The organism is Enterococcus sp. DIV1298c (assembly GCF_017316315.1).
In the GTDB taxonomy this organism is placed as follows: domain Bacteria; phylum Bacillota; class Bacilli; order Lactobacillales; family Enterococcaceae; genus Enterococcus_B; species Enterococcus_B mangumiae.
Genome location: NZ_JAFLWG010000017.1, coordinates 52,956 through 64,641, shown reverse-complemented (window position 1 = coordinate 64,641; position 11,686 = coordinate 52,956). Strand labels below are relative to the sequence as shown.

General features: G+C 39.3%; 11 protein-coding genes. 9 read left to right on the top strand and 2 right to left on the bottom strand.

Features of this window, described 5'->3' with window-relative positions; genetic code table 11:
- Positions 1–57: 57 nt before the first annotated feature.
- The gene (locus JZO83_RS05285; protein WP_207115151.1) at positions 58–678 is read right to left on the bottom strand and encodes an NAD(P)H-dependent oxidoreductase; all 621 of its coding nucleotides are present in this window, start codon (positions 676–678) and stop codon (positions 58–60) included.
- Positions 679–794: 116 nt separating this feature from the next.
- A complete protein-coding gene (locus JZO83_RS05280; RefSeq protein ID WP_207115150.1) occupies positions 795–1,103 on the bottom strand; it encodes a rhodanese-like domain-containing protein in 309 nt (102 codons plus the stop codon).
- Between the two features lie 194 nt (positions 1,104–1,297).
- Between JZO83_RS05280 and JZO83_RS05275 the strand changes: the two genes are divergently transcribed.
- From JZO83_RS05275 to JZO83_RS05235, 9 genes are all read left to right on the top strand, one after another.
- Positions 1,298–1,942: a TetR family transcriptional regulator gene (locus JZO83_RS05275; protein WP_206855232.1), complete on the top strand. Its 645-nt coding sequence runs from the start codon at positions 1,298–1,300 to the stop codon at positions 1,940–1,942.
- 15 nt (positions 1,943–1,957) lie between these two features.
- Entirely contained in the window at positions 1,958–3,685 is a 1,728-nt protein-coding gene (locus JZO83_RS05270; protein ID WP_206855234.1) for an ABC transporter ATP-binding protein, read from the top strand.
- Positions 3,682–5,559 (top strand): ABC transporter ATP-binding protein, encoded by a 1,878-nt coding sequence (locus JZO83_RS05265; RefSeq protein ID WP_206855235.1) that lies wholly within the window; start codon positions 3,682–3,684, stop codon positions 5,557–5,559. The genes JZO83_RS05270 and JZO83_RS05265 overlap by 4 nt, the downstream gene beginning before the upstream one ends.
- A gap of 241 nt (positions 5,560–5,800) precedes the next feature.
- Complete coding sequence (locus tag JZO83_RS05260; RefSeq protein WP_207115149.1) at positions 5,801–6,655, top strand: VOC family protein; 855 nt, start codon at positions 5,801–5,803, stop codon at positions 6,653–6,655.
- Between the two features lie 196 nt (positions 6,656–6,851).
- Positions 6,852–7,871, top strand: coding sequence for a serine hydrolase domain-containing protein (locus JZO83_RS05255; protein ID WP_206855239.1), 1,020 nt, complete (start codon positions 6,852–6,854; stop codon positions 7,869–7,871).
- 44 nt (positions 7,872–7,915) lie between these two features.
- The gene (gene manA / locus JZO83_RS05250; RefSeq protein ID WP_207115148.1) at positions 7,916–8,872 is read left to right on the top strand and encodes a mannose-6-phosphate isomerase, class I; all 957 of its coding nucleotides are present in this window, start codon (positions 7,916–7,918) and stop codon (positions 8,870–8,872) included.
- Positions 8,873–9,098: 226 nt separating this feature from the next.
- The gene (gene rbsK / locus JZO83_RS05245; RefSeq protein WP_207115147.1) at positions 9,099–10,007 is read left to right on the top strand and encodes a ribokinase; all 909 of its coding nucleotides are present in this window, start codon (positions 9,099–9,101) and stop codon (positions 10,005–10,007) included.
- A 22-nt stretch (positions 10,008–10,029) separates the two neighbouring features.
- Positions 10,030–10,425 (top strand): D-ribose pyranase, encoded by a 396-nt coding sequence (gene rbsD, locus JZO83_RS05240; protein ID WP_206855244.1) that lies wholly within the window; start codon positions 10,030–10,032, stop codon positions 10,423–10,425.
- A 17-nt stretch (positions 10,426–10,442) separates the two neighbouring features.
- Positions 10,443–11,330 carry a GRP family sugar transporter gene (locus tag JZO83_RS05235; RefSeq protein WP_206855246.1) on the top strand — a complete coding sequence of 296 codons (888 nt, stop codon included), beginning with the start codon at positions 10,443–10,445 and terminating at the stop codon, positions 11,328–11,330.
- Positions 11,331–11,686: the final 356 nt, after the last annotated feature.

Genomic DNA, 11,686 nt, shown 5'->3' with positions numbered 1-11,686 from the left:
TGTTCATGAAGTCTTTTTTTCTCCACAAGTTCAAGAGAAACAGTTAATCGATCGTGACTAGAAGTCTTTACCGAATGCGGTTGCTTTATCTAATGCAGCTTGCATCAATTCTTCTGCACGATCCGGTGTATAGTCGATACCTTCGATAAATAATTGGTCGACTTGTTCGATGCCGACAAAATTCAAGATTGCTTTAACATATTGAGAAGCAAAGTCTTGTCCATTGTAGACGCCGCCATTTGATTGGATGTGTAATGCTTTCTTTCCAGTAACTAGGCCAACAGGACCGTTTTCTGTATACTTGAAAGTTTTACCAGCAACATTGACCGTATCAAACCAAGCTTTTAATTTTGTAGGAATATTCAAATTCCATAAAGCGTTGGCAATAACGATTTTATCTGCTGCTAGGAATTGCTCTGTCAATTCGTTGAAACGAGCAATTTTTTGTTGTTGGTTTTCAGATAGACTAGAGAAATCTGCACCTGCACGAAGCGCTTCCCATCCAGAAAGCAATTCTTCATCAATTTCTGGGATATCATCACGATAAAGGTCTAAAACAGTTACCTCGTCGCTTGGATGTTTTTCTTTGTAGCTAGTTAAAAAACTAGTTAATGCGTTAACTGAACGTGATTCTTGTGCAGTTAATGGATGTCCTTTGATTACTAATACTGATGCCATAATCTCTCTCCTTTAGTCGTAATTGTTAACTTTACCGCTAACAATACCAGTTTACTTTAAACAGAAAAGGCTATCAAGTATTTTTACTGATAAAAAGTAAGTTATTTTTTTGAATATCAAAAGGAGCTAGTTAGTTCGCGGTTTTCAAACAACTTCATGTTGTCGATAACATACGTCGCTTGAAACCCATTTTTTGATAGATAAGCAGCAATTTGTTGTGCCGTATCATTCGATGCCCCAACGATATAATAATGTTTTTTTACATCCAGATTATTTAATTGTGCGGATAAACTGGTAACAGGAATGGATATGGAATGGCTTAAGTGTTTTTTTATATACTCGTTTGTCTTGCGGATATCTAAAATCATGACATCTTTTTTCTGATAGACAAAATAGAGTTCATGGACGGTTATTGATTTGATCATGGCGTTCATCCTTTTTTTATAATGATCCTATTTTAGATGCAGAGAATAGGAGAAACAAATCTTTTTACTCAACTTATTCTTTTTTTAATAAATATGAAAAAAAGTTGTAAATGACTTGCAAAACAATCGGATGGTGTTATAATGACAAGGTGTCATATGACAGTGTGTCATTTTTATGTGGGGAGGAATCAACGATGCCGACACAGACTTTTTTTCATCTACCAGAAGAAAAACAGCAAAGATTATTAGAAGCTGCCAGGGTTGAATTTTCAAGAGTACCATTGAATGAAGCTTCGATTGCTCAGATCGTGAAACTTGCTGGGATCTCTCGTGGTAGTTTTTATCAATATTTCGAGGATAAAGAAGATCTCTATTATTATTATTTTGAAACTGTACGTAGTGACAGTACAAAAAATATGATCCAATTGATCAAAGAGTCAAAAGGAGATTTATTTATCGGTTTTGAGCGGTATTTTGGAAAAATGATCCGAGATATTCTAGAAGGTGAAAATGCCGCGTTCTATAAACATCTGTTTATGCATATGGATTATCGGGCTTCACGAAAAGTCGTGCCGCATCCACAAGGACATCGGCCATCACCGCATAAAAATCATCAAAAAACGTCTAAAGAGTTGATTGGTTTGATTGATCGTTCCAAGCTTAGAGTAAAAGACGATCACGAAATGGAATTATTGTTTCAATTAGTCATGAGTACAGTATTTACAACGATTGCCCATGCCTATAAATCACTTTCAACTTCTGAGGAGTATTCTGTTGAACAAGCCATTGCAGAATTCAATCTAAAACTGTCATGGATAAAAAATGGCGCTGATAAATAGAAAGAAGGGGAACGAATGCTAAAAATTGTCAAACGAATTTCATTGACCTCAGCGATCGCTGCCACGGTCTTCATGGTTATTCAAGTGTTAGCAGATCTTTATTTGCCAACATTAACATCCAACATCATTGACAAAGGAGTAGCAAAAGGTGACGTAGACTACATTTGGCAGACGGGATTTGTCATGATCGGATTTTCTTTGATCAGTATTTTTGCCGCTATTGCTAATACCTTTTTTGCTACACGCGAATCACAAAAATTAGGGAAACAATTGCGAACAGAAGTCTATCAAAAAGCCGAAAATCTAACGAAAGACAAATTCGACAAGTACGGCACTGCTTCATTGATCACTCGTACGACCAACGACGTGACACAGATCCAACTTGTGATGCAAATGTTTTTACGCATGATGATCAATGCACCGATCACTCTTGTTGGAGCAAGTATCCTTGCTTATCAAAAAGATCATGAATTAACAAGAATATTCTTAGTCGTGATTCCTGTGATGGTTATTTTGATCGGCGGAATCATGTATTTTGCAGTTCCTCTATTCAAAAGTATGCAAAAGAAAACTGACCGTTTAAACCTTGTTTTTCGTGAAGGATTAACAGGTGTACGTGTGATCCGAGCCTTCGACAAAACGCGTTTTGAAGAAAATCGTTTTGATATGGCGAATAAGGATTATACAAATACGGCAATCAAAGTCAACACGATCGTCGCATTGATGATGCCGTTGATGACATTGATCATGAGTGGAACGAACGTAGCAATCACTTGGTTTGGTGGGCACTACATAGCAGATATGACATTAGAGGTCGGAAATCTGATTGCCTTCATGACCTATGCGATGCAGATCTTGATTAGTTTCATGATGCTGTCCGCCATCTTTATCATGGTTCCTCGTGCCCAAGCATCGGCTGATCGGATCAATGAAGTGTTGGAAGAAGATGCTGGTATCGTTGACCCAGAACAACCAAAAACAGTCGGTTTAGCGGGCAAAGATGCAACGTTGTCATTCAAGCAAGTCGATTACCGTTACCACGGTGCAGAAAAACTAGCATTGGAAAATATTGACTTTGACGCATCATCCGGAGATATCGTCGCTATCATTGGCGGAACAGGTTCAGGAAAAACGACATTAGTGAACTTGATCCCACGTTTATATGATATCGAATCTGGTGAGATCGCCATCAATGGAACGAGTATTTCTGACATGACGCAATACAACTTGCGTGAATTGATGGGCTTTGTCCCTCAAAAAGCTGTTCTGTTTTCCGGAACGATCCGTGAAAATATGCAATACGGAAAAGAGGATGCAACAGATGAGATGATCTGGAAAGCCTTAGAGATCGCTCAAGCAAAAGACTTTGTCTCTGAACTTGAAGATGGATTAGACAGTCACGTAGAACAAGGTGGCGGGAATTTCTCTGGTGGTCAAAGACAACGTTTAGCAATCGCTCGCGCCTTAGTAAAAGAAGCAGACATCTATGTGTTTGATGATTCATTCTCCGCATTAGACTTCAAAACAGATGCGAAACTTCGTCAAGCACTAAAAGAAAATATGAAAGAAAGTATCACTGTCTTAGTGGCTCAACGAGTAAGTACAGTCATGGATGCAGATACGATCTTAGTACTAGATGAAGGAAAACTTGTCGGAAAAGGCACGCACAAAGAGTTATTAGCGACAAATGAAACCTACAAAGAAATCGTCAACTCACAATTGAGAGAGGAGGATTTAGCATGAGTAAAACAAACAACCGACCTCCTCAAGGCCCAATGGGTGGTGGACCAGGACGAAACATTGGTGCTAAAGGAGAAAAAGCAAAAAACTTTTGGGGGACTGTTCGACGGTTATTTGGCTATATGTCTAAGCGTTCAGTAGCGATCATCGCTGTATTTGTCTTAGCGATTGCAGCTGTCGTCTTCCAGATCCAAACACCAAAAGTCTTAGGGAAAGCAACAACAGAAATCTTCAACGGCGTCATGCTTGGTGCAAGACAAATGCAAGAAGGGCAACAAGTCACGAAATTCCCGATCGATTTTGACAAGATTGCTCAAATCATTGCGACAGTTATTGTGATGTATTTGATTTCGGCAGTGTTCAACTTCTTACAACAGTTCATCATGACGCGCGTGTCTCAACGTACAGTCTATGAGTTACGCCATGATTTAGAGACAAAAATGAACCGTGTACCGATCTCTTACTATGATACACATACGAATGGTGATATCATGTCTCGAGCAATCAATGACATGGACAACATTGCCAGCACTTTACAACAAAACTTGACTCAATTTGTTACAAGTGCAGTCACACTGATCGGGGTCATCGTCATGATGCTATCCATCAGCTGGCAATTGACATTAGTGGCATTGTTGATGATTCCATTAAGTTTGATCATTGTCATGGTCATTGCACCGAAGTCACAAGTTTTCTTCGCAGATCAACAAAAGAGTTTAGGGTTGCTAAACAACCAAGTAGAGGAAACTTATGCAGGACATACGATCGTCCAAACGTTTAACCATACAGCAAAAGACCAAGCAGTCTTTGAAATTGAAAATCAAAACTTATATGCAGCTGGTTGGAAAGCGCAATTTATCTCAGCGATCATCATGCCACTGATGAACTTCGTTAAAAATCTAGGTTACGTCTTTGTGGCTGTTCTTGGTGGGATCAAAGTAGCAAATGGGAATATGGCATTAGGGGATGTACAAGCATTCCTACAATATACGACACAATTTTCTCAACCAATCACACAATTGGCAAGCTTGATGAATACGATCCAATCAACAGTCGCTTCTGCCGAACGTGTCTTTGAAGTCTTAGACGAAGAAGAAATGACGAATGAAAAATCTGGTCTTCCAGTCGAAGAAAACACACCGTACAAAGTTCGTTTTGAAAATGTACAGTTTGGTTATACACCAGACCATTTATTGATGAAGGATTTCAATCTGGATGTGAAGCCGGGAGAAATGGTTGCAATCGTTGGTCCGACTGGTGCTGGTAAAACGACCTTGATCAATTTATTGGAACGTTTTTATGATGTTTCAGGCGGAAGTATCCGTTATGACGGTGTCGATACGAGAGACGTTTCTCGTGATGTTTTACGTGCCCAATTTTCAATGGTCCTTCAAGACACATGGCTGTTTACTGGAACGATTTATGATAATATCAAGTATGGGAACGATGATGCGACAGATGAACAAGTGATCGAAGCCGCTAAAGCTGCCCATGTTGATGAATTTGTTCGTAAATTGCCTGATGGTTATGATACGATATTAAACGAAGATGCAAGTAATATCTCACAAGGGCAACGTCAATTGATCACGATTGCTCGAGCTTTCTTAGCAAATCCAGATGTCTTGATCCTAGATGAAGCAACATCAAGTGTTGATACACGTACGGAGATCTTGATCCAAAAAGCGATGAACCGCTTATTGAAAAACCGTACCAGCTTTGTAGTAGCTCATCGCCTATCAACGATTCGTGATGCGGATAATATCATCGTGATGAATCAAGGCTCGATCGTTGAAACAGGCAATCATGATACGCTCATGGAAAAAGATGGGTTTTATGCAGATCTATACAACAGTCAGTTTACAGAAGAAGCTTCATAATAAGATATAATAGGTTATAATAATCCTTATAGGGTTATCAAAGCGGCGTTTGAAAGATAAAAAGTTTTATCGAAAAGACGCCGCTTTTTTTACATAAAGAAGATTTTTTGTCTGCCGAATCGGATAATTAGATGAAAAATAAGACAATCTGAGAATTAATTCAACAAAAACTAAGATATTGCTTGAAAGAAAAGAGAAGCATCGTTAAAATAAAGCTTAACGTAGAGGGGAGCAAGAAATTATGAAAGTTTTTGATTTGGGGTCTACTACTTATTTGAAAAGTATTGCAATACGTGTAAAAGACCGTGATAAAATGATCGAATTTTATAAAGACACGATCGGTTTTGATTTAAAGAGGGAAGAAAATGAATTAGCGATTTTCGGTACGGTAGAAAATGACAGCGAGCTGTTATTATTAGAGGAAAGTCCACGAGCAAATGATCACTTTGGGGAAGTCAAAAAGCTCAATCGTTTTTCTTTGATCATTCCAACGTTAGAGGAGATGGCAGATGTGCTTTACCGCATTCGTCAAACGAATCAAACGATCGAAGAAGCATTGGAAAGTGACGGACGCATCGGTATCTTATTAAAAGATCCTGAAGGTAACTTTTTAGAGATCTATCATGAGGCACCAGAAGCTTTACAGCAACAAGTGGTGGAACAATTAGATCAAGAAGCACTATTGCGACAATCAAATGAGCGCTTCACGAAATTATCCGCTGGTACTTATTTCCAAAAAGTCCACCTAAACGTCTTAGATATGGAAAAGGAACAAGAGTTTCTATCAGAACTTTTAGGTTTGACCGTCCATAAAGAGGAAGAAAAAGAATTTATCTTGAATAAAGGTGATTTTCATGTAGGACTGACTCAATCTGACAGCCCAGTGATCGCCTTACCGACGGATGAGGTCCTAGGATTAGACTTTTTGAAATTTGTCATTGATCCAGAAAGTATGCAACGTTTGATTGAACATTTGAACAAAGAAACGATTGATTTTTACATCGACAAAAAACAAAAAGTTTTGACTTTGTATGATGCTGTCGGCATCGAATGGTGGTTCGTAGACGAAACAAAAGCAACCAATATCATCCAATGAACAGTTGCTAGGCTTTGTCGATTGCTCGACCGTTGGAAAAAGCAGGAAAAGTTCAGCTGAGGCTGAGGATTTCCTGCTTTTTTTATTCCAGAAGTTAAATAGCGGATCAAACATGAAAAACAATTGATTCTGATCGAAGAAAGAATTATGCTTGGATAGAAAAATAAGTACATCCAGAGACAAACAAGGAGAAACTATGTACCCTAAAACAAAAGAAGCGATACTAAAAAAAATGAATGAGGGATATTACCCAGGAATCGTTGCCGCTTTTATCAAAGGAGAAGAGGTTGAAAAGGTGATCGCAGGTGATGCACGAATCATTCCGACAACTAAACCGATGACAGAAGACTTACTCTTTGATGCGGCTTCACTGACAAAAGTGATAGCAACGACAAGTCTTGTCTTGCGATTGCTCGAAGATGGAAAAATCGAATTAGATGAACCGTTGCATACGTATTTGCCAACTTTTGAGAATCAAACGATCACGATTCGTCATTTGTTGACGCATACCTCAGACATCCAAACATTTATTCCGGATCGAGATCGTCTTTCACAATCCGAGTTGATTGCAGCTTACTTAAAACTTCAACCTGGCGATCAATTAGGGATAGACGTCCGTTATACGGATGCAGGCACGATTTTATTAGGCTTGATGTTAGAGGAGATTTTTCAAGAAGATGCAGTCGTGCTTTTTGAAGAACAAGTATTGGCACCATTAGGCATGATGAACAGCTTGTTCTTACCCCGTCCTTCAGAAAAGATCGTTCCGACTGAACAACTCCCTTCTGGTGAGGTGATCCATGGCTTGACACATGATCCAAAAGCGCGAGTATTGGCAGAACATGCGGGAAATGCAGGTCTATTTATTGATCTGGCGGATTGTCAGAAATTCGTCCAAATGTATCTCCGTTATGGCAAACTTGATGCAGGCCATTTTTTAGAGGAAACAACGATCCGTTCGTTATTAGCGGATCATACCCCGACTGGAAAAGGTGGTCGTTCACTAGGATGGGATCTAAAACAAGATAAAAAAGATGGACATCCACTATTGTTCCATACAGGGTATACAGGAACCTTTTTCCTGATCGATCCGATCGACCAAGAAGCGTTCATCTTTTTATCGAATCGCTTGCATCCAAACGATCATCGTGAAGCATATCTTCAATGTCGCGATGAAATCATTGAAATTTATTTAGAAGAGAAAGCGTTACACTGAAAATAATGCTATAATAGCATTGAAAATCGAGAGGAGTTTGACGTATGCAAGAACCATTATTTTTAAAACCTGTTTTTCAAGAAAAAATCTGGGGAGGCAGTCGATTACGTAGTGTTTTTGGCTTTGATATCCCAAACGATAAAATTGGAGAGGATTGGGCGATCAGCGCACATCCTCATGGCGTCAGTGTCGTTGAAAATGGCCCATTCAAAGGTTGGAAATTAGATGATCTATGGAAAGAACATAAAGAATTGTTCGGTCAACCAACGGAACCTGTTTTTCCTTTATTGATCAAGATCCTAGATGCAGAAGATGATCTATCTGTCCAAGTACATCCTGATGACGCTTATGGTATGAAGCATGAAGGCGAGTTAGGAAAAACAGAATGCTGGTACATCATTGATGCGGAACCAGGAGCAGAAATCATTTATGGTCACCATGCAAAAACTCGAGAAGAGCTAGCTGAAATGATCAAAGACGGTCGCTGGGATGATCTGTTGAAAAAAGTTCCTGTCAAAAAAGGTGATTTTTTCTATGTTCCAAGTGGAACGATCCATGCCATCGGTAAAGGGATCATGATCTTAGAAACACAACAAAGCTCAGATACGACTTATCGTGTATACGATTATGATCGTAAAGATGACCAAGGGAACACACGAGAATTACACATCCAACAATCAATCGATGTGACAACCGTGCCAGCACAAGCCCCTGAATTGCAGATCAAAGAGATCCGTCAAGGAAACTCTTCGATCGTGACTTATTTGGAAACAGAATTTTTCAATGTTTACGAATGGGACATCAAAGGAATCACATCCTTCAAAAAACAAGCGCCTTATACATTGATGACAGTGATCGATGGGGCAGGCGAATTGGTCGTAGACAATCAAACATATCCGTTAGAAAAAGGAACAAGTGCGATTTTACCAAGCGATATCACAGAGTGGAAAGTTCAAGGCGAATTGTCGATCATCGCTTCTGAACCAGGAGAAAAAGAATAGGAAAAAAGTTGTGACAGAAGTGTTCAGCTCCGAGAACCCCGAAAATCGATTTTCAAATTTTCGGGGTCCTCGTTTTTTTTATCAATAAACCAAAGACAGTGAATGAAATTTCATTGGAAAAATATCACTTCTTGAAATCACTTACAAAGTATGTTATATTCTTGTCGTAGAGTTAAAACGTTTTAATAAAACGTTTTAAAGATTTTTCCAAAAGGAGAGGGAAACGATGAATACTGTTACAGTTATCGGAAGTATCAATTTAGATCGGACGATTCGTGTGACCTACATGCCAAAACCGGGTGAAACGATCCACACGAAAGAAACTTTTTCAGCTGGCGGAGGTAAAGGAGCGAATCAGGCTGTTGCTGCCAGACGTTCTGATGCAAAAACTTACTTTATTGGTGGCGTTGGAAGAGACGAAGCAGGAAAAACGATGACAGAATTGCTTGAACAAGAAGAAATCGATATAAGTGGTGTAGCGACATTAGACAATCAAGCGACTGGTCAAGCCTATATCATTGTTGATGATCAAGGCGAAAATAGCATCATGATCCATGCTGGTGCAAACAACGCGTTTACCGTAGCACAAGTTCAAGAAAATAAAGAAATCATCCAAAAAAGCGATTTTATTATTGCACAGTTTGAAAGCGCTATAGAACCAACGGTCGAAGCATTTCGGATTGCCCGGGCTAATGGAGTGAAAACGATTTTGAATCCCGCACCTGCTCTAGAAAACGTTCCTGACGAGTTATTAGCAGTGACAGACATGATCATTCCAAATGAAACAGAAACGGAAATCTTAACAGGTATTACCATTACCGATGAAAAGAGTTTGAAAGAGGCGGCACAAGTCTTTCATGGATTAGGAATTGAAGCCGTGATCATTACGATCGGCAGCAAAGGCGCCTACTACGATATTGCTGATGGTGCAAGTGGGATCGTGCCAGCTTTTAAAGTCCATGCGGTGGATACAACGGCTGCCGGTGATACATTTATCGGAGCGATGAGTAGTGTATTAACGAAAGATTTCAGTAACTTAGAAGAAGCTATCCGCTATGGAAATCAAGCCTCTTCTTTAACGGTTCAACGTTTTGGCGCACAACCTTCGATTCCGTATAAACATGAATTAATTTGATTGACGAAAGGATGAAACAACAATGAAGAAAACAAAAGTAATCAATTCAGATATCTCACGAGTGATTGCTCAAATGGGACATTTTGATAAATTAAGCATTGGGGATGCAGGGATGCCTGTACCGATGACGACTGAAAAAATCGATCTGGCAGTCACACAAGGTGTTCCTAGCTTTATGGAAGTTTTACGCAATGTATTATCAGAATTAGCTGTACAGCGCATTTATTTAGCAGAAGAAATCAAAAAAGAGAATCCTGCTATTCTTTCAGAAATCCAAAAAGAAATGCCGGATACACCGATTACTTTTATCCCACATAGTGAAATGAAAGCAGAGTTAAACAATTGTCACGCGTTTATTCGCACAGGTGAAATGACGCCGTATGCGAATATTTTATTAGAAAGTGGCGTCGTATTCTAAAAAAGGAGATGTAACGAATGAATGCAACAGCATTATTGATCGGTTTAGGGCCATTATTAGGGTGGGGGCTTTATCCAACGATTGCTTCGAAAATCGGCGGCCGTCCTGTAAACCAAATTCTAGGATCAACGATAGGAACTTTGATATTTGCACTTATTTTTGCCATGATCAATGGGATGGCATTGCCATCTGGAATGGATCTAGTGTTTTCTATTCTTTCAGGTGTTGGTTGGGCAACTGCTCAAATCATTACCTTCCAATCCTTCACATTGATTGGTTCGTCTCGCGCGATGCCGATCACGACAGCTTTTCAACTACTAGGAGCTTCCTTATGGGGCGTGTTTGCATTAGGAAATTGGCCCGGAACAACAGCTAAAGTGCTTGGTGGCTTAGCATTGGTGTTGATAATTTTAGGCGCATGGATGACTGTTTGGACCGAGAAAAAAACCAAGGAAAACAGCAGTTTATTGAAGAAAGCTGTTTTATTATTAGCAGTCGGCGAAATTGGTTATTGGGCATATTCAGCCGCACCTCAAGCAACATCGATCGATGGAATGCACGCTTTCTTGCCACAAGCAATCGGTATGGTTTTGGTAGCAGTCATCTATACGGCCGTATTAAGTATGAAAGGACACGAAAAATCAGCTTTCACTGAAATTGTTTCTTACAAACAAATTTTTTCTGGCTTCTTTTTCGCTTTTGCCGCTTTGACTTATTTGATCTCAGCACAACCTAATATGAATGGTTTAGCTACTGGCTTTATCTTGTCTCAAACTTCGGTCGTTCTAGCAACATTGACCGGTATCTGGTTCTTAGGACAAAAGAAAACGAAAAAAGAAATGACCGTCACGATCATTGGTTTGGTCCTTATTTTAGTAGCAGCCACAATGACTGTTCTTATTTAAGAAAAAATCAGTGTCATCAAGTAGTGATTATTTTCTAGAATCGAATAAAAGCTTTATTACAATTTAGACAAATACCTCGATAAACGGTGATCAAAAATATACATCTTCGCTAATCACTGCTTATCACCACCTCACAATAGATCCTATTTCAAAGATTGGGCAGTAACAGATGTTACTTGCCCAATTTTTTTTGTGGAAAAAAGATAACAGAAACTGTTAGAATAGAGCTATCTGAAAAAAGCAAAAGCGCAGTCTGCTGAACAAGAAAGGGCAGGTGGTCAACGTGGGGGAGAATTTGAATGCGCTTCCTGCTCATTATGGCTCGAAATTGAAAGGATTTCGCCAGTTATTACATT

Coding starts and splice junctions, on each gene's coding strand:
- JZO83_RS05255 (WP_206855239.1), top strand. CDS start 6,852: ATGTACCCTAAAACAAAAGAAGCGATACTAAAAAAAATGAATGAGGGA.
- rbsD (WP_206855244.1), top strand. CDS start 10,030: ATGAAGAAAACAAAAGTAATCAATTCAGATATCTCACGAGTGATTGCT.
- manA (WP_207115148.1), top strand. CDS start 7,916: ATGCAAGAACCATTATTTTTAAAACCTGTTTTTCAAGAAAAAATCTGG.
- rbsK (WP_207115147.1), top strand. CDS start 9,099: ATGAATACTGTTACAGTTATCGGAAGTATCAATTTAGATCGGACGATT.
- JZO83_RS05235 (WP_206855246.1), top strand. CDS start 10,443: ATGAATGCAACAGCATTATTGATCGGTTTAGGGCCATTATTAGGGTGG.
- JZO83_RS05285 (WP_207115151.1), bottom strand. CDS start 678: ATGGCATCAGTATTAGTAATCAAAGGACATCCATTAACTGCACAAGAA.
- JZO83_RS05280 (WP_207115150.1), bottom strand. CDS start 1,103: ATGATCAAATCAATAACCGTCCATGAACTCTATTTTGTCTATCAGAAA.
- JZO83_RS05270 (WP_206855234.1), top strand. CDS start 1,958: ATGCTAAAAATTGTCAAACGAATTTCATTGACCTCAGCGATCGCTGCC.
- JZO83_RS05260 (WP_207115149.1), top strand. CDS start 5,801: ATGAAAGTTTTTGATTTGGGGTCTACTACTTATTTGAAAAGTATTGCA.
- JZO83_RS05275 (WP_206855232.1), top strand. CDS start 1,298: ATGCCGACACAGACTTTTTTTCATCTACCAGAAGAAAAACAGCAAAGA.
- JZO83_RS05265 (WP_206855235.1), top strand. CDS start 3,682: ATGAGTAAAACAAACAACCGACCTCCTCAAGGCCCAATGGGTGGTGGA.